The sequence below is a fragment of the Rhodococcus sp. DMU1 genome, from assembly GCF_012272955.1.
Classification (GTDB): domain Bacteria; phylum Actinomycetota; class Actinomycetes; order Mycobacteriales; family Mycobacteriaceae; genus Rhodococcus; species Rhodococcus aetherivorans.
Genome location: NZ_CP050952.1, coordinates 1,075,876 through 1,093,393, shown reverse-complemented (window position 1 = coordinate 1,093,393; position 17,518 = coordinate 1,075,876). Strand labels below are relative to the sequence as shown.

The 17,518-nt window shown below is 71.8% G+C and carries 18 protein-coding genes; 9 read left to right on the top strand and 9 right to left on the bottom strand.

Annotation, left to right across the window (positions count from 1 at the left end):
- Nucleotides 1-3 precede the first annotated feature (3 nt).
- From HFP48_RS05190 to HFP48_RS05180, 3 genes are read right to left on the bottom strand one after another with little or no spacing between them, the layout of a single operon-like run.
- Nucleotides 4-1,182: a pyridoxal phosphate-dependent aminotransferase gene (locus tag HFP48_RS05190; RefSeq protein WP_029541234.1), complete on the bottom strand. Its 1,179-nt coding sequence runs from the start codon at nt 1,180-1,182 to the stop codon at nt 4-6.
- A 50-nt stretch (nt 1,183-1,232) separates the two neighbouring features.
- Nucleotides 1,233-2,483, bottom strand: a complete 1,251-nt coding sequence (purD, locus tag HFP48_RS05185; RefSeq protein ID WP_029541231.1) for a phosphoribosylamine--glycine ligase — start codon at nt 2,481-2,483, stop codon at nt 1,233-1,235.
- Nucleotides 2,484-2,493: 10 nt separating this feature from the next.
- Nucleotides 2,494-3,234, bottom strand: a complete 741-nt coding sequence (locus HFP48_RS05180) for a nucleoside/nucleotide kinase family protein (RefSeq protein ID WP_168579159.1) — start codon at nt 3,232-3,234, stop codon at nt 2,494-2,496.
- A gap of 53 nt (nt 3,235-3,287) precedes the next feature.
- Here HFP48_RS05180 and HFP48_RS05175 point away from each other — a divergent pair, with 53 nt between their 5' ends.
- Nucleotides 3,288-3,713 (top strand): HIT family protein, encoded by a 426-nt coding sequence (locus HFP48_RS05175; RefSeq protein ID WP_029541228.1) that lies wholly within the window; start codon nt 3,288-3,290, stop codon nt 3,711-3,713.
- Here the strand turns inward: HFP48_RS05175 and HFP48_RS05170 are convergent.
- From HFP48_RS05170 to HFP48_RS05160, 3 genes are read right to left on the bottom strand one after another with little or no spacing between them, the layout of a single operon-like run.
- Nucleotides 3,675-4,778 carry an alpha/beta hydrolase gene (locus HFP48_RS05170; RefSeq protein ID WP_168579158.1) on the bottom strand — a complete coding sequence of 368 codons (1,104 nt, stop codon included), beginning with the start codon at nt 4,776-4,778 and terminating at the stop codon, nt 3,675-3,677. The genes HFP48_RS05175 and HFP48_RS05170 overlap by 39 nt on opposite strands.
- Before the next feature lie 53 nt (nt 4,779-4,831).
- Nucleotides 4,832-6,241: a HAMP domain-containing sensor histidine kinase gene (locus HFP48_RS05165; protein ID WP_168579157.1), complete on the bottom strand. Its 1,410-nt coding sequence runs from the start codon at nt 6,239-6,241 to the stop codon at nt 4,832-4,834.
- A complete protein-coding gene (locus HFP48_RS05160) occupies nt 6,238-6,945 on the bottom strand; it encodes a response regulator transcription factor (protein WP_006942991.1) in 708 nt (235 codons plus the stop codon). The genes HFP48_RS05165 and HFP48_RS05160 overlap by 4 nt, the downstream gene beginning before the upstream one ends.
- A 139-nt stretch (nt 6,946-7,084) precedes the next feature.
- Here HFP48_RS05160 and HFP48_RS05155 point away from each other — a divergent pair, with 139 nt between their 5' ends.
- The 3 genes from HFP48_RS05155 to HFP48_RS05145 all read left to right on the top strand — a co-directional run bounded on the left by HFP48_RS05155 (nt 7,085) and on the right by HFP48_RS05145 (nt 9,483).
- A complete protein-coding gene (locus HFP48_RS05155; protein ID WP_006942990.1) occupies nt 7,085-8,269 on the top strand; it encodes an Ig-like domain-containing protein in 1,185 nt (394 codons plus the stop codon).
- A 91-nt stretch (nt 8,270-8,360) separates the two neighbouring features.
- Complete coding sequence (locus tag HFP48_RS05150; RefSeq protein ID WP_006942989.1) at nt 8,361-8,567, top strand: hypothetical protein; 207 nt, start codon at nt 8,361-8,363, stop codon at nt 8,565-8,567.
- Nucleotides 8,568-8,628: 61 nt separating this feature from the next.
- On the top strand, nt 8,629-9,483 hold the full coding sequence (locus HFP48_RS05145; RefSeq protein WP_029541220.1) for a hypothetical protein: 855 nt from the start codon (nt 8,629-8,631) through the stop codon (nt 9,481-9,483).
- A gap of 5 nt (nt 9,484-9,488) precedes the next feature.
- Here the strand turns inward: HFP48_RS05145 and HFP48_RS05140 are convergent, their stop codons facing one another.
- Nucleotides 9,489-10,277: a nuclear transport factor 2 family protein gene (locus HFP48_RS05140; RefSeq protein WP_161996383.1), complete on the bottom strand. Its 789-nt coding sequence runs from the start codon at nt 10,275-10,277 to the stop codon at nt 9,489-9,491.
- A gap of 150 nt (nt 10,278-10,427) precedes the next feature.
- Here HFP48_RS05140 and HFP48_RS05135 point away from each other — a divergent pair, with 150 nt between their 5' ends.
- The 3 genes from HFP48_RS05135 (at nt 10,428) to HFP48_RS05125 (ending at nt 14,001) form a co-directional block, all read left to right on the top strand.
- Nucleotides 10,428-10,892, top strand: coding sequence for a hypothetical protein (locus HFP48_RS05135; RefSeq protein ID WP_029541215.1), 465 nt, complete (start codon nt 10,428-10,430; stop codon nt 10,890-10,892).
- Between the two features lie 44 nt (nt 10,893-10,936).
- Complete coding sequence (locus HFP48_RS05130) at nt 10,937-12,535, top strand: NAD(P)/FAD-dependent oxidoreductase (RefSeq protein ID WP_168579155.1); 1,599 nt, start codon at nt 10,937-10,939, stop codon at nt 12,533-12,535.
- Between the two features lie 113 nt (nt 12,536-12,648).
- Nucleotides 12,649-14,001 carry a serine/threonine-protein kinase gene (locus tag HFP48_RS05125; protein ID WP_168579154.1) on the top strand — a complete coding sequence of 451 codons (1,353 nt, stop codon included), beginning with the start codon at nt 12,649-12,651 and terminating at the stop codon, nt 13,999-14,001.
- Nucleotides 14,002-14,344: 343 nt separating this feature from the next.
- Here HFP48_RS05125 and HFP48_RS05120 read toward each other — a convergent pair whose 3' ends face one another.
- Together HFP48_RS05120 and HFP48_RS05115 are read right to left on the bottom strand one after the other, a co-directional pair.
- On the bottom strand, nt 14,345-15,088 hold the full coding sequence (locus HFP48_RS05120; protein WP_168579153.1) for a thioesterase family protein: 744 nt from the start codon (nt 15,086-15,088) through the stop codon (nt 14,345-14,347).
- A complete protein-coding gene (locus HFP48_RS05115) occupies nt 15,085-16,479 on the bottom strand; it encodes an MFS transporter (RefSeq protein ID WP_168579152.1) in 1,395 nt (464 codons plus the stop codon). Before HFP48_RS05115 ends, HFP48_RS05120 begins: the two co-directional genes overlap by 4 nt.
- Nucleotides 16,480-16,534: 55 nt before the next feature.
- On the opposite strand from HFP48_RS05115, the gene HFP48_RS05110 reads away from it, so the two are divergent.
- Nucleotides 16,535-17,059 (top strand): helix-turn-helix domain-containing protein, encoded by a 525-nt coding sequence (locus tag HFP48_RS05110; RefSeq protein ID WP_006942980.1) that lies wholly within the window; start codon nt 16,535-16,537, stop codon nt 17,057-17,059.
- A gap of 37 nt (nt 17,060-17,096) precedes the next feature.
- Nucleotides 17,097-17,366 carry a hypothetical protein gene (locus HFP48_RS05105; RefSeq protein ID WP_221776578.1) on the top strand — a complete coding sequence of 90 codons (270 nt, stop codon included), beginning with the start codon at nt 17,097-17,099 and terminating at the stop codon, nt 17,364-17,366.
- The last annotated feature ends 152 nt before the right edge of the window (nt 17,367-17,518 follow it).

Below are 17,518 nucleotides of genomic sequence, written 5' to 3'. Positions count from 1 at the left end.
TCGTCACGGTGTGGGCAACCAGGCGCGCAGCCGTTCCAGCGCCGCCCGCACGTCCGCCGTGGAACCGGCGAAGGACAGCCGGACGGTCCGGTCGCCGTGCACGGTGTCGAAGTCGACGCCGGGCGCGAGCGCCACTCCGGTCTCCTGCAGCAGCCGGGCGCACCAGCGGGTGGAGTTCTCGCCGGCCGGGAGCAGGTGACCGATGTCGGCGTAGACGTAGAAGGCGCCGTCGGCGGGCGCAAGCTCGGTGATCCCCAGCTCCGGCAGGCCCCGGAGCAGCAGCTCGCGGTTGGCCGCGTACCGCGCGACGTGGCCGTCGAGTTCGGCCCGGGCCTCCGCGCCGAACGCGTCGACGGCCGCGTACTGGGAGATCGTCGGCGGGCACACCGTCATGTTGGAGGCCAGCCGCTGCAGCGGCGGGCGCAGTCCCTCCGGCACGAGCATCCAGCCGAGCCGCCATCCCGTCATCGAGAAGTACTTGGACACGGAGCCGATCACCACGGCTTCGCGGGAGGTCTCCCACGCGCAGCTCGTCGCGGGCGCACCGTGCGTTCCGAACTCGATGCCGTGGTAGATCTCGTCGGAGATGAGCAGCGCGCCGTGGTCGTCGCACCAGCGGGCCAGCGCGGCCAGCTCGGCCGGTTCGATCATGGTGCCGGTCGGGTTGGCGGGGCTGGCGACGACGAGTCCGGCGATCGGACCGTCGAGGGCCTCGAGCATCTCGACGGTCGGCTGGTAGCGGGTGTGCGGCCCGCAGTCCAGCTCGACGACCGTGCAGCCGAGCGCGGCGAGGGTGTTGCGGTAGGCGGGGTAGCCGGGCCGGGCGACGACGACCGTGTCGCCGACGTCGAAGGCGGCCAGGAACAGCAGGGTGAACGCCCCGGAGGATCCGGTGGTGACGACCACGTCGTCGGCGTCGGCGTCGATGCCGTAGCGGTCGCGGTGGTAGCCCGCGATCGCCGCGCGCAGCGGCAGGATCCCGAACGTCTCGGTGTAGCCGAGCAGCTCGTCGTCGAGCGCGCGATGGGTGGCGCGCAGCACCGGGGCGGGTGCCGGCGTGGACGGCTGACCCGCCGCCAGGCTCAGCACGTCGCCGTGGGTGCGCTGCCGCTCGGTGGCGGCCTTCCACACGTCCATGACGTGGAAGGTCTGGATCCGGGATCGCTGCGATTCGCTCCGCACGTCACCAGACGGTAGTCGCGGGCCCGGGGGCGACCGGCGGCCGGGGACGGTCAGACGGTGATCCGGCCCTCGACGGCGGCGAGGCCGATGTCCTTGCGGAAGTGCCCGCCCGGCAGCTTGATGCCGGCGAGCGTGGCGTAGGCCTCGTCGCGGGCGGCGGTCAGGTCGGCGCCGGTGCCGACGATGCTGAGCACGCGGCCGCCGGCGGAGACCAGCGATCCGTCGGCGAGCCTGGTGCCGGCGTGGAGGACCCCGTCGGCGTCGGCCCCGGTGATGACGTCGCCCGTGCGCGGGCTGGCCGGGTAGTACTCGGCGGCCAGCACCACGGTGACGGCGGCGCCGTCGCGCCAGCGCAGCGGCGGCAGCTCGGCCAGGGTGCCGGTCGCGACCGCGTTCAGCGCCTCCCCGAGCGGCGACTCGAGCAGGGCGAGCACGGCTTGGGTTTCGGGATCGCCGAAGCGGCAGTTGAATTCGACGACGGCCGGGCCGTCCTTGCCGATGGCCAGGCCCGCGTAGAGCAGGCCCGAGAAGCCGCATCCGCGGCGGACCATCTCGGCGGCGACGGGCCGGACGACGTCCTCGACGATCGTGTCGACCATGCCTTCGGGCAGCCACGGCAGCGGCGTGTAGGCGCCCATGCCGCCGGTGTTGGGGCCGGTGTCGCCGTCGCCGACACGCTTGTGGTCCTGCGCGGGCAGCAGCGGCACCACGGTCTCGCCGTCGACGAGGCAGAACAGCGAGACCTCGGGGCCGTCGAGGAACGATTCGAGCAGCACCGGGTGCCCGTTCTCGAGGATCTCCGCCGCGTGGTCGCGGGCGGCGGCCCGGTCGGTGGTGACGACGACGCCCTTGCCGGCGGCGAGCCCGTCGTCCTTGACCACCCAGGTGGGTCCGAAGCGGTCGAGCTTCTCGTCGAGCTCGGCCGGATTGTCGACGACCTCGCTGTGCGCGGTGCGGACCCCGGCGGTCTGCATGACGTCCTTGGCGAAGGCCTTCGAGCCCTCGATGCGGGCGGCCGCGGCGGACGGGCCGAAGCAGGCGATGCCCGCGGCGCGGACGGCGTCGGCGACACCGAGGACGAGCGGAACCTCCGGGCCGATGACCACGAGGTCGACGTTCTGTTCCTTCGCGAGCGCGACGACCTCCTCGGCGGAGGCGGCGTCGACCGGGAACTGCTCGGCGATCCGGCCGATGCCGGCGTTGCCGGGGGCTGCCAGCACGGCCGTCACGCCGGGATCGCGGGTCAGGGCCAGGACGAGGGCATGTTCACGGGCACCGGAGCCGATAACGAGTACGCGCACGCAGCACAGGTTACGGGACCGGTCCGGGGCCTCGGACCGACGCATCCGCGCGGCTCCAGCGGGCCGCTCCCGCGCCTCGGTCGTTCCCCTCCACCGGGCACCACACGAGGTCGGCGCGGTCGCGGGTCCGCGCGACGGTGCGCGCGTTGGGCAGATCCACCGTGCGGACCCACTCGGCGGCCTGCTCGGCGGTGGATCCGGTGGCCCGATGGCGCCGGATGAGCCGGGCGGCGAGCTCGTCGCCCGGTGCGTCGAGGTAGACGACGAGGTCGAGCAGCGGGCGGATCCGCTCCCACCCGCCGTCGCCGAGGAGCAGGTAGTTGCCCTCGGTAACGACGACGCGGGTCTCGGGGGTGATCTCGTGGAACGCGGCGATCGGTTCGTGGAGGCGGCGCGAGTACTCGGGGGCGTGGACGGTCTCCGTGCGGTCGTCGCGGATACGGCGCAGCAGCGCCGCGAACCCGGCGACGTCGAACGTCTCCGGCGCACCCTTACGGGATCGGGTGCCGCGGGCGTCGAGCCGGTGGTTCGACAGGTGGAAGCCGTCCATCGGCGCGGCCGCGGCGAGTATGCCCGCGTCGCGGAGGAGGCCGACGAGCAGGTCGGCGGCGGTGCTCTTGCCGGCGCCGGGTGGGCCGCAGAGCCCGACCACGCGCCGCTCCCCCGCCGCGACGATGCGCAGGTGCCGGTCGATCAGGTCGGCGACGAGCGCGCGCAGCGGGCCCGTCCGGGGCGGCTGCGGCGACGACATGCGACGAGGATACGAGAGGCGGCGCGCGCGGCGGTCCGCCTATTCTCCCCGGTATGGCTTCCGTGTTCAGCATGATCATCGCCGGCGACCTGCCGGGCCGGTTCGTGTGGCAGGACGACGACGTCGTCGTCTTCCTGACCATCAACCCCGTGAACCAGGGCCACGTGCTCGTGGTGCCGCGTCAGGAGGTGGACCACTGGCAGAGCGTCGACGCCGACGTGTGGGGCAAGGTCGGCGACGTCGCCCGCATCATGGGCCGGGCGGTGTGCTCGGCGTTCGACGCGCCGCGCGCGGGCCTGCTCGTCGCGGGCCTCGAGGTGCCGCACCTGCACCTGCACGTCTTTCCGGCGTACGACCTCGGCGACTTCGACATCAGCAAGGCCGAGAAGGACCCGTCGCCGGAGTCGCTCGACGAGGCGCAGGCGAAGCTGAAGGCCGCGCTACGAGAACTCGGGTACGCGGACAACGTCCCCGACTGACGCGCCGGGACCCGTCGGCACCGGCGCCGACGGGTCGTCGAGGAACGCGGTGAAGTGCGCCCACGACGTGCCGCAGGCGGTGAGGCCGGCGAGCAGCCCGAGGTGACTGCCGGGCACGACCTCGAACCGCACGTGGGGCGAGCCGGGCAGCACCCGGCGGATCGCCTCGACCGCCGGGACGGGCGCGAGCACGTCGTCGCTGCCGCCGAGTGCGAGCACGGGCACGGAGACGTCGGCGAGGTCGATCGTCCGGTCGTCGAAGCGGACCCGGCCCGTCGCGAGATCGTTCGCGACCGTGATGCGCATCGCCATCTGATGGAACAGCCTGCCGGGGTAGCCGGGCATGTCGGCCTGGAACCGGTCGATCGCCTCCATCCGGGCCAGGGTGTCGGCGTCGGCGAGGTTGCAGGCGACGAACCACGGCCGGGTCAGTTCGCGTTCGAGGGCGGTGGCCCGGTAGCCGATCTGCACCAGCGGGGCGGGCACGCCGCCGAGCAGGTGGGTCACGGCGGTGAGGGCGGGCTCGCCCACGGCGCGTCCGAGGTGGCGGGCCGGCCCCAGGAAGGGGATGCGCGCGTAGTCGATCGGCGTGCCGAACGCGGTGATCGAGCGGATCGGCAGCCCGGGGTGGGCGGCCGCGGTGAGCAGGCACAGGGTCCCACCGAGGCTCCAGGCGCCCAGGTCGACGTCGCGGCCGCCGCACAGTTCGGAGACCCGCGCGATCGCCTCGGGCACGATGTCGTCGACCCAGTGCTCGAAGCCGAGATGCCGGTCGGAACGGTCCATGGTGCCGAAGTCGAGGACGTGGACGCTGCGGCCGGCGTCGACGAGGTGCTGCACGAGGCTCTGCCCGGGCCGCAGGTCGTAGCAGCGTGCGGGCGCGGCGAGCGGGGGCACGAGCAGGACGGGGGCACCCGCGTCGGGCTCGCCGTAGCGGCGCAGGGTACGGTGCGGTCCGTCGGCGACGACGGCCGACGCGGTGGCGTGCGGCGGTTCGATTCCGTCGCCGACGAACAGCGCCCAGGCGTTGCGCAGGGCGCGCTGCGCCGTCCCCGACAGTCCCACGACGTCTCCTTACTCGAAAGTCAGTTACGTCACCGTAGCCGAGGGCTGGATCGTCACTCCACCGGCATCCGCGGGATGAGCACCCGGAACGTGGAACCGGCGCCCACGGCCGACTCCACCTCCACGTGGCCGCCGTGGGCCGCCACCAGCGCCGCGACGATCGACAGTCCGAGACCGCTGCCGCCCGACGATCGGGTGCGCGACGTGTCGGCGCGATAGAACCGCTCGAAGACCCGGGCACGGTCGGCCTCGCTCAGGCCGGGGCCGGTGTCGAGAACCTCGAGCACCGCATCGGATCCGATCGTGCCCACCCGTACGGTGATGCGGGCGTCGGCCGGGGTATGGGCGAGGGCGTTGGTGACGAGATTGCCGAGGACCTGCCGCAGCCGCGCGTCGTCGCCGAGCACCTCCGGGGTACCGGGACCGTCGAACACCTCGAGCCCGACGGCGCGATCGGGCGCGACGGCCCGCGCATCGTGCACGGCGTCGGCGGCCAGGGCCAGCAGGTCCACCGGCTTCCGCTCGAGCGGCCGCTGCGCATCGAGGCGGGCCAGCATGAGCAGATCCTCGACGAGGAGCCCCATGCGCCGGGACTCGCTCTCGATGCGGTCCATCAGCATCGCGATGTCGCTGCTCGCGCCCTGGCGGTAGAGCTCGGCGAATCCTCGGATCGTGGTGAGCGGGGTGCGCAGCTCGTGGCTGGCGTCGGCGACGAACCGTCGCATCCTCTCCTCGGATCTGCGCGCGGATTCCTCCGACGACGCCGTCGCCGCGAACGCAGACTGGATCTGGCTGAGCATGACGTTCAGCGCCACCGACAGCCGGCCGACCTCGGTGCGCGGATCCCGTTCGGGAACCCGCCGGTGCAGATCCCCGCCCGCGATCGCCACGGCGGTGCGCTCGACCTCCACCAGGGGCCGCAGGCTGCGCCGCACCACGAAGTAGCCGGCCACCCCGAGAACGAGCAGCACCGCGGCGCCGATGCCGACCTGCAGCACGACGAGCCGATCCACGGTCTCCTCGATCGAGGTCAGCGTGACCCCGACGGTGGTCACGATGCCCGCGGTGCTGCGGGTCGACACCACCCGCCAGCGCACGTCGGAACCGTCGACGGAACCCACGGTCACCGGCTCCCCCGCCGGCTCGCCGGGCAGCGCCGGCGACGTGGACTCGTCGTTGACGACGAACCGCTCCACCCCGTCGGGGCCGACGACCCGCACATAGAACGGGCTCGGCGGGCGATTCGAACTCGGGGCGTCCGGCGGCGGCAGCTCGCGGCCGGCACCGGGCGGCTTGGCCCACGTCTGCGCCGCGGTGCGCAGATCCTGATCGGTGCGGGCGAGGAGCGAACCCTGCAAAGCGGACGTCACCGCCACCCCGGACGCCAGCAGCCCCAGCCCCGACAACGACACCAGCGCCGCGACCAGCGCCAACCGCAGCGGCAGCGCCCGCATGCGGCTCACTCGCGGGGTTCCCGCATGACGTACCCGACCCCGCGCAGGGTGTGGATCAGCGGCTTGTCCCCGGTGTCGACCTTGCGGCGGAGGTAGGAGACGTACGACTCCACGACGCCGACCTCCCCGCCGAAGTCGTAGCTCCACACGTGGTCGAGGATCCGCGGCTTGCTGAGCACCGTGCCCGCGTTGACCATGAAGTACCGCAGCAGGGTGAACTCGGTGGGTGAGAGCGACACCGGCCTGCCGGCCTTCCACACCTCGTGGGTGTCGTCGTCGAGTTCGATGTCGGCGAAGGTGATACGGGACGAGCGTTCGTCCTCGGACACCTTGCCGGCCCGCCGCAGGATCACCCGCAGCCGGGCGATGACCTCCTCGAGGCTGAACGGCTTGGTGACGTAGTCGTCCGCACCCAGGGTCAGGCCGGACACCTTGTCCTCCACGGCGTCCTTCGCCGTCAGGAACAACACCGGCGCGTCCGAACCGTCGGCCCGGAGCCGGCGCAGCATCCCGAACCCGTCCATCCCGGGCATCATGACGTCGAGGATCACCGCGTCCGGCCGGAAGGCCCGGGCCCGGTCGAGTCCCTCGGCGCCGTTTCCCGCCGTCTCGACCTCGAAACCCTGGAACTTCAGGCTCACCGAGAGCAGTTCGACGATGCTCGGCTCGTCGTCGACGATCAGGATCCGCGCTTCGGGGGTCTTGTCGGTCACGGCGTCGATTCTCCCGGAGGGCTCTGGCATGCCGCTGCGAGAATCCTGGGAACTTCCTGTATGCCGGCCCTGCCGAATTCGGGCCGTCGGAGTACGGCGATCGGGGATCATGGACGTGTCCGCACCGGGAGGAGCCGCCGTGTCGCCGAAGTGGGTGCGCCGCGGGGCGGCGTCGGCCGCAGCCGTCGCCGTGTCCCTGATCGCGGTCTGCCCGCCCGCGGCCGCGGAGGCGGTCGAGGTCTCGTTCGGCATCGCGTGCCGGGTGCGGTCGGTGATCGACGTCGACGAGCTGCTCGGGTCGTCGGCCACGGTGGACGCGCCCGCCCGGGTTCGTCCCGGCGAGCGGTTCACCTACCGCATCCAGACGGCGCCCGTCGCGTACCCCGACTCGAGCCGCGGCGCCACCACCCGCAGCGTCTCCCGCCTGAAGAACGACTTCGCCATTCCCGCCAACGCGACGTTCGTCGACGCCGCTGTCGTGCCCGGCACCGCCTTCAACCTGGACAACGTGCCGCCCGGTGTGCTGCGGGTGAACGAGGACGGCGTCCCCGACCCGGCGGGCACGATCCTGCGCCTGTCCGGAAACAACGAGGTCATCGGCAACAGCCCCACGTCCGGTGCCGACAGCGAGGCCGGGATCCGGGCGCCGAAGACGCAGCTGCAGCTCGACGGCTCCCCCAGCCCCGTCGGCGACAGCTGGTTCCGGCTGCCGGCGGTGGAGGTGACCATGATCGCGGGCGACGCGGGCGTGATCACGCCGATGCTCCGCACGGCCGGTGCCGCGGGCCTGGTCGACGACGACGCCAACTACAACACCTCGCTCACCCAGGCCACGTTCCTCGGCACCAACCAGTGGGGACCGACCCGCTGCTCGCCGCGGGACACCATGACCGGTCCGCTCAACGCCGGCGCCGGCCCGCTGGCGACCATCACCATCTCCGACACCGCCGAGGTGCCCGCCACGGTCACCGTCGACGCCCCGGACGTGGTCGACGACGGGACGGTCGTCACGCTCACGGCGACGGTGTCACCGGACGTCGACGGCGGCACGATCCTGTTCCGGGACGGCGGCACCGACCTGGGTCCACCGGTGGCGGTCGTCGACGGCCGCGCCACCACCGAGCACCGCGTCTCCGGCGCCGGGAGCCACACGATCACGGCGGTCTACTCGGGCGCGCCCGGCGCGGCGGGCGCGACATCCGAACCCGTCGCCGTGACGGTTCCCGGATCCGACAGCACACCCGGCTGGTGGGTCGCAGCCGGGATCGGGGTGATCGCCGGCGCGCTGGCCGTCGCCCTCGTCGCCCGGCGCAGGCGGCGCTGATCCGGCGTAACACGCCCCGCACGTCCACCACCTTGTCGGCGCGTGATGCTATTACGGGACGAAGACAGCCACCGCGAAGGAGGTCCCGCCCATGACGTGCCGGGCGTGCCGATCCGATCTCGACCACTGTCACGGCACCCTCGTCGTGCACGCGACGGTGCCCGTGGAATGCACCGAACCCGACTGCTTCGACACCTCCCGCGTGCGGCACATGCTGGTGGTCGACTGCTCCGACCTCGCCCACGGCTGCGGATGCACCGAGACGTACGTACGGGTCGGAACGCTCCGCGTCTCCTGACGACCTTCGGTAACGGCTCGTCCCGCCGAGCCGGACTGTTGTGCCGGTTACAGTGACAGGCATGAGTCTGGCGTCCGCGCTCGCGTTTCCCGTCCGCCTCGGATTCGCCGCAGCGGACTCGGCCCTGGGCGTGGCGGAGGGCGCGATCGCCACCGTCCGCCTGGCGATTTCCCCCCGGACGTACGCGGGGTTGAGCGCGGTCGGCGTGGCGAATCCGCGGGGACCGCTGGGCCTGCTGCAACAGGTCTCCGTGCTCGCCGCCGACGACCGTCCTCTCGGCCAGGCGCTGCGCCCCGACGGACCGCTGGACCGCCTCCTCGCCCCCGGCGGGCCGGTGGACCGGCTCACCGCACCCGGCGGCCCCCTCGACCGCCTCCTCGAGCCCGGCGGCGCCCTCGACCGCGTCACCGCCCCCGGCGGTCCGCTCGAGAAGATCCTCGCCGAGGACGGGGCGCTGGACCGCCTGCTGTCGAACGGCGGCCTCCTCGACCGTCTCACCGCACCCAGCGGCCCGCTCGAGCGCCTCCTCGCCGAGAGCGGGCCCGTCGAACGCCTCACCGCCCCCGGCGGCATCGTCGACATCGCCCTCCAGCCCGGCGGCCTGCTCGAGCGGGCCCTCGAGCGGGGTGGAGTGCTGGACACCCTCCTCGCCGAACAGGGCGCCCTCGAGCGCCTCCTCGCCAAGGGCGGTCCGCTCGATCAGATCGTGTCGCTGTCCGAGACGCTGGCGCAGCTCACCCCCAGCATCCTGCGGATGAGCACCAGCATCGACGTGCTGCAGGAGACCGTCGAACTGCTCCGCGGGGCGGTGGGCCCACTGGGCGACCTCGCGGGCAAGCTGCCCGGTCGGTGGCTGCGCAGCAACTCGGGCGGCACGGGCAACAGCGGCAGGCACGAACTGCAGCCACCGGACTGAGCCGGTCACTCCTGCAGGTCCGTGACGGCCCGGAAGGAACCGTCCATATGGAACGGGGTGGACTCGTGCTCGTGCGCGATCCGCCACGACCCCTCGACGCGGCGTAGACCGAACGTGACACGGAACCACATGTCGAATCGCGGTCCACCGAGCTGTGTCGCTCCCAGCCGCGACAGCGCGTGGCAGAACGCGACGTCGCCGGCCGCCTCGACGCGCAGATCCCGCACTTCGCAGTCGAGAGGGCCGTCGAACCCCGCGAACCACGACGCCCAGGCCTGCGGGTCGGGAGCGGACTTGCGCAGCGGCGGCGCCAGATCGAACACCGTCGCACCGGGGATATAGCACGCGGCGAGCCGATCGACGTCCTTGGCGTTGCGGGCCGCGGTGTGTTCCTCGATCAGCGCGCGGATCTGTTCGTCGGCCAGGGCCTCGTCCACCTCGAGGAGGGCGAGGATGTTGCCCGCCGGGTCCCGGAACCAGGCGATCGGCGGACCCACCCGACGGAAGATGCCCTTGCCGTCGACACCCTCGTAGCGCTCGAACCGGATTCCGCGCGCGGCGAGTTCGTCCACCGCCTTCTCGATGTCGCGAACCGGGAAGTTGAGGATCGTGTAGGTGGCCGGGGTGTGGTCCTCCTTCGGATAGATCAACGTGTCGCGGCCGCCGTCGAGGTGCAGGTGGAGCATTCCGTGCTCCTCGGACACGGAGACGCCGAGGACGTCGCCGTAGAACTTCGCGGCCGCGGCAACGTCGTCGACGGCGAAGCCGGAAAAGGCTGGGGAACGGTCGAACATGGTGCTCACTCCTCCGCTGCGAACGATGCTGCACCTGTTCCGACCGCCGAGCGACGGCAAACTCATCGGCCGGCCGGGGACCTTCTTCCCTGACGCGGATCCGGACGCCGGGGCTAGCGTGGAAGACGGTCCTGCCCGAGGGAGGTCGCCATGACACCCACCACGACCCGTCCGCGCTCCCCGGTCGCCGCCCGGCGATTCGGGTATCTCGTCGCGGTGCTCCTCAATGCGGCGGTGCTGTACGCCGCCAACGTGTGGCCGGGCTGGGAAGCCGTACCATTCCTCACCGACGGCACCCGGTCGGTCATCGGCTTCGTCAATGCCTCGATCCTGGCGAGCCTGGTCGCCAATCTCCTGTACTTCGTGTGGGATCCCGTCTGGTTCAAGGCGCTGGGAGACGTGGTCACCACCGCGGTCGCGCTGCTGGCGCTGCTGCGGATCTGGCAGGTGTTCCCGTTCGACTTCGGCGACGCCTCGTTCGACTGGCCGCTCGTGGTGCGCATTGCGCTGGGACTGGGAATCGTGGGCAGCATCATCGGAATCGTCGCCGCCTTCGTCACCTTCGTCCGCAACGTGGCGGGCCACCCGTCCACCCGCGAGATCCGGCACCACTGAACGGCGCCCCGAACCGGCGATTTCCCCGCAATCCGGAGGTCAGCATGGAAGAGCGTTACGACTACGACGTGATCGTCATCGGGGCCGGACCCGGTGGGCTCACGGCCGCGGCATATCTGGCGGCCGCCGGGCGCCGGGTACTGGTGGCCGACGCCCGCAACCAGCCGGGTGGGCACATGTCCGCCTTCACCCACGACGGATACGAGTTCGACATCGGGCTGCATTACACCTCCGAGGCGCCGGTGCGACACGCACTCGGACCGTTGGGTGTGGACGTGACGTTCCGGGAGTTCGATCCCGCAGGAATGTTCCGGCTGCTGAACGGCGACCGCGAACTGGCGGTCCCGAAGGGCATGGATGCCTTCAAAGCCACTCTGTACGAGGCATTTCCGGCAGAGCGTCACACGATCGACGAATTCCTCACCACCGTCGAGCTGCTCACCGAGGAGCTGGGACGGATCGCGGAGCGGCCGCACCTGCGTGAGCTGCCACAGCTGCCGTGGCGGCTACGCGGCCTGCTGCGCTACGGACGCGCGACCGCCGGTGGCTACCTGCGCCATCTGCACGCCTCCCCGCAACTCACCACCGCACTTCTCGGCTGGACGACCGGCAGTCTGGCCGTGGCGCCGTCGCGGCTGTCGCTGCCGGTGGCGGCCCGGATGATCCACACCTATCTCGAGGGCCTGTCGTACCCGCAAGGCGGATCGCGGGTCGTCTCGGAGGGCCTGGCAGAGGTGGTGCGCGGCCATGGTGGCGACGTACTGCTCGGCACGGAGGTGAGCCGGATTCTCGTCGACGACGGCAGAGTTCGCGGCGTACGAACACAGGACGCATCGCTCGACACCGTTCCGGGGGCCGGACGCGATATTCTCGCCCCCGCGGTCGTGTCGGCGGTCGATATTCAGCAGACGTATCTGTCGCTGCTGCCGCCGGATCGTGTGCCTTCCCGGCTCCTCCGGCGGGTACGCAGCTACGAACTGGCCCTGCCGCTCGCCGTCGTCTATCTGATTCTCGACCGGGACCTCGCCGCCGAGGGCTATCCGAACGCGACCCGTCTCGTCACCGACACGGACGACTTCGATGCGGAGTACGCCGCGCTCCGTGCGGGTGAGCTTCCCTCGTCCACGTCCGCCGGCCTGTGGATCGCGAGCCTCGCCGACCCGGAGAACCCCCGGCTGTGCGCGCCCGGGCAGACCAACGTTCAGCTGATCGGCCCGGCCCCGGCACAGCACACCTGGTGGGGAATAACACCGGGAAGCGGTTCGACAGCGCGCTACGACGCGAGACGACGCGAGCTTCGCGACCGGCTCGTGAGGTCGGCCGAACGCACGGTTCCCGGCCTGGCCGACGCCATCGTCCACGAGGAGACGGGGACTCCCGTCACCGACGAACGCTTCATGCGCTGCACCGGCGGCGTGTCGTACGGCCCGGCGTTCACCCCGAGCCAGACGTTCACCCGCCTCGGCGCGACGGGACCGGTCGAGGGCCTGTTCCACGCCGGTGCGGGGGTGCGCCCGTCGCACGGGCTGGTCGGCACCCTGTTCGGTGGGGTGGCCGCCGCAGCGGCGGTCGCGGGAGTATCCGTCGACGACCTGCGGGACGCCGCAGCAGCCGGATGCGGCGCGGCCGGCACCCCCACCTGACCGGTCACGGGACGGCGGCGTCCCGCCGCGCCACCCGACTCGGACCGCATGACGACGGCCGTCCGGCGAGGCTTGCCTGGTACCACCTCCGGCACCGCACTAGCGTTGGAACCATGCCCGTTCCCGAACTGCTCGCCGGCCGCTACGAGTTGCGCGGCCTGCTCGGCTGCGGCGGCATGGGCGAGATCCACGACGGCTGGGACACGCGGCTGGGGCGGCCCGTCGCGGTGAAGGTGCTGCGCGGCGAGTTCGGCCGCCAGCCCGACGTGCGCCGGCGCTTCGAAGCCGAGGCGCGAGCCGCGGCGAACCTCACCGATCCGCACATCGTCGCGGTGCACGACAGCGGTGAGGACGCCGGAGTTCCGTACATCGTGATGGAACGCCTGCCCGGCCGCACCCTCGCCGACGAGATCGCCCTCGGCCCGATGCCGGAGGACCGGGTGCGCGCGATACTGATCGCCGTGGTGGCTGCGGTCGCCGCGGCGCACGACGCCGGGATTCTCCACCGCGACATCAAGCCCGGCAACATCCTCTTCACCGAGACCGGAACGGTGAAGGTGACCGACTTCGGTATCGCCAAGAGCGCCGGCGAGGACTACACCCGTACCGGTGAACTCGTCGGCACCGTCGCCTACCTGAGCCCCGATCGGCTCTCCGGCACACCGGCGAGCGTGACGGACGATCTGTATGCCGCCGGGGCCGTGGGGTACGAGGCGCTGACCGGGCGAAAACCCTACGACTACGACAACCTGCTGGCCCTGGCGCGGGCGATCACGCAGGGGCCGCCGCCGCCGCTGGCCACCGCGCGACCGGACGTCGACCCCGCACTCGTGGCCGTGATCGAGCGTGCGATGGCACGCGAACCGGAGCACCGCTTCGGGAGCGCCCGGGACATGCTCGCTGCACTGCGGGAACCGCACCTGGCCACACTGCGGGAACCGCACCTGGCCGCACTGCGGGAACCGCACCGCGCCGATCCGGTGACCGAGGTGATCCACGCGCCGACCCGGGGGTTCACCGTTGCCGGGCCGCTCGTGCCGGCACCCGTCCCGACGCTGTCGACGTTCGACGCGGCGCCCGACTCCGGTCGCCGCCGGATCCTGCTCGCAATCGGCCTCACCGCCGCGGCGGTGGTCGCCCTCCTCCTGCTGGCCTGGGGTCAGGGCGGCGACACACCGCCGGTCGCCACGCCGGGGACGAGCAGCGTTCCCGCCACCGCCCCGACACCGGTCGGCAGCGTGGGTTCGCCCACCCCCTCGGCCGTGGACACCGGGCCCGTCTTCACCACCCTTCCCGTACCGGCCCCGGCGCCCGCACCGGCGCAACCGCCGGCGGAGGAGAAGCCTCCCAAGCCCGAAAAGCCCAGCAACGACAACGGAAACGGCGGCGGAAACAACAGCAACAGCGGAAACAACGGGGGCGGCAACAATGGGGGCGGCAACAATGGAGGCGGCAACGGCCGCTGACCGTCGGCCGTCGAGACAGGCCCGGCACGAGCCGGGACCGCGCGCCGCAAGCGCTCCCGCTTCGAGGCGGAGCGCTTGCGGCGTGGGTCGAGCGTGGGTCAGAGCAGGATGCCGAGACCGGCGAGCAGCGTGAACAGCGTTGCAGCGAGGGAACCGAGAACCATGTTTACCTCCGTTGTGTCGAGTGACGATCCTTCCGTCCTCGCATGAGCGGGGACGAACGACGCTCCCGCAGCAGCAGGGTGCACCACGGGGGACGCCATCAAGATCATCGAGCGGTACGTTCTAGGTGTTACCCGCGGTTCGACATCCCACTCCGTGATGTGCATCACCGACGCCTCCGTCAGCCTCCGAGAATGCGGCGCAGCTGCCGGGCCTGACCGACGAGGTGGCCGTCGCCGTCGGTCAGCTCCGCCTCGTCGACGCACAGCATCTCGGTGGCCCACACCGTTCGGTGCCGCAGGTGATACCAACCGTCGGCAGCTGCACGCGACGGGGCGAAATGCGCCGCGAACTCCACCGTGGGAACCGGGACGGGTGCGGACATCGTCGCGAACAACCCCGGCGGCAGCGCATCGAGGAGGATCGCGGCGCGCTCGACCGGAGCGAACCCGACCGCGGACATCAGCCGTATCCACACCTCGAATTCCGGGTCGTCGCCCCGGCCGAAGGGCCGGGCCGCATTGATCGGCCGGATGTCGAGGTACTGCGAGAACGGCACGAAGTCGACCGGGATCTCCAGGGGCGGCAGCGTCACGGGATCCGTGCCGCCGAAATCGCTTCCCGTACGCGGCCAGGTCGTTTCACCCACCGTCCGGGCGAGCCGGACGAGGGCGGTGACCGAGTCCGGCATCGATGCCCGGGCGCTCACGGTCCGGCCGCCGCGGACGTCGTCGACCGCGACGTCGACGGGGCCGGGCTGCACAGGGCCGGTGAAGTGCGCCGCGACGGCGAGCGGCGTTGCGCCGGTTTCCACGGCGGCCGCGCGGATCAGGGCCGCGACGACGAGTCCGCCGTGCACGCCACCGAATCCCAGCCAGCTGGAATCGAATTCGATCGGGAAGGGGGCGGGGGCGAGATGGGTCATGCCAGGACCTTCACTTCCGGTGTGGACGGGCGGGGGGTCATACCTCCGGCGGCGAGGGCCGCGACGACGGCAACCGCCGCGATCGTCCACCAGGAGAATCGGAAGGCGGACACCGCATCGTCACCGGCCCCGAGGATCGCGACGAGCACGCTGATCCCGAGCACGGTGCCGAGCTGCCGGCTCATGGTGACGATCGCGCTGCCGGTGGCGGTGCGTGCCGGGGGCAGTTGCGCCGTGGCGGCCGAGAGGATGGTCGGCAAGGCCAGCCCCATGCCGACGCCGCCGATCAGCCAGCCGGGCAGCAGCGCGGTCGCATACTCCGGCTCCGGCCCCACCGTCGCGAGGACCAGGCCGGCGCCTGCGCCCCACAGCACGCATCCCGCTGCGGCGATCGCGCCGGGGGTGAAACGTCGCGCGAGCACCTGCCCGACGGCGGCGAAGAGCGGCACCATCAGCGGCCCGGGAGCCACGGCCAGACCCGTCCGCAGGGCGGAGTATCCCCAGACCTGTTGCACCCAAAGCACATTGGCCAGGAGACCGGCCGCGAACGTCGCGCTGAAGATCAGGGCGGTCACGTTCGACCAGGAGAAGGAGCGCACCGCAAGCAGACTCGGCTCGATCAGCGGCGCGGGGTGCCGGGCGTTGACGTGCGCGAACAGCAGCAGGGCCCCGGCGGCGACGACGAACGCGGCGAGGATGCGGACGTCGTCCCAGCCCCACTCCGGCCCCTGGACGAGTCCGAGCGCGAGTGCACCGATGCCCAGCGTCAGCAGAGCGGCGCCGGCCAGGTCGAGGCGGGTGCCGGAATCGACCGGGCGGATGTCCGGCACGACGCGCCGCGCGACGGCGAGGAGCAGGATCCCGATCGGGACGTTGATCAGGAACGCCCAGCGCCACGAGACCTCGACCAGAAGCCCGCCGACCACCGGGCCGAACGCCGCCGCCGCAGCACCCGTGGCCGCCCAGATCCTCACGGCACCGGCACGTCGCGCCTCCGGCACCGCGCTCACGAGCAGCCCCAGGCTGGCCGGCGTCAGCGCCGCGGCTCCGACGGCCTGGAACAGCCGGCAGATCACGAGCACCCACAGCGACGGACTCAGCGCACATGCCGCGCTCGCGACGGTGAACAGCCCGAGGCCGGCGAGGAAGCCGCGCCGGCGGCCGATGCGGTCGGCCCAGCGACCGAGCGGGACCAGCAGCGCCGCGTACACGATCGCGTAGCCACTGAGCACCCAGCTGAGCTCTCCCAGCGAGCTGCCGGGGTAGCTGGTCCCGATGTCGCCCAGTGCGACGTTGAGGACGAACAGATCGAGGCTCGCGACGAAGGGCGCTCCCGAGAGGACGGCGAGGAGCGGGCCGATCCGGACCGAGACCTGACTTTGTCTTTCCATAGCCAGAGAGGTTAGAAGCTGACTATGGCCTTGGCAAGTCAGATAGGATGGGGGCATGCATGCGGCACGGTTGGACGGCTTCCTCGCCGATCGCGACGCCTGGCAGGCCTCCCAGTGCTCGATCGCCAAGGCGATGGACGTGGTGGGGACCCGCTCGGCGATGCTGATCCTGCGCGAGGCCTACTACGGCACCACCCGGTTCGACGACTTCGCGCGCCGCGTCGGCATCACCGAGGCCGTCGCGGCCGCACGCCTGCGCGAACTGACCGCCGAGGGCCTGTTCGAGCGCCGGCCCTACAAGAAGCCCGGGCAGCGGACACGGTACGAGTACATCCTCACCGAGAAGGGCCGCGACCTGTTGCCTGCGGTGCTCGCGCTGATGCAGTGGGGCGACAAGTACCTCCAGGGCGAGCGCGGCGGCCCCCTCGGCCTGTCCGACGACGCCACCGGCGACCCCGTGCGCGTCGAGGTCCGCAGCACCGAACGTGAAGTCCCCCTGGAGGAATTGCGCCTGACACCGAACTTCACCGAGGAGCAGGCCCGGCGCGCGATGCGTCGCACCGACCCCGCAAACCGATGACTCGCCGTCACGCGCTCTGAGACAATCGCATCGGTCGATGCGTTTCCACGAGCGTGCCGGGGTGGTCACGGTGACAAAGATCCCGGAAGACGGTGCCGGGCCCGATCTCACCCGGGTGCCTACCGACTTGCTTCTCGCCGAGCTCCGCCGGCGGATCGAGTCGTCGACGGCCCCCTCCGCGGCGGCAACGCCCGGACGGAACGAGGGCACCCCTCCCCCGAACACGCCCCTGCAGGTGTTCGAGGTCTCCGAGGGCGACGAGAGCGAGCTGCGCACGTCACCGATCCACCCGGACAGCGAGACCTGAGCCGAGCACATTCCCACGCTTTGACGGTCATGCGCATGATCAAGCCGGTAGTTGCCACTCTGCTCGAGACAGGCGGGTGTTGCGGCCAGTGAGCCCGGACAGGGCCGGCGCCGTGGGGCGGCGGAACCGCTCGGAGTGTGCAGCCCAGTACT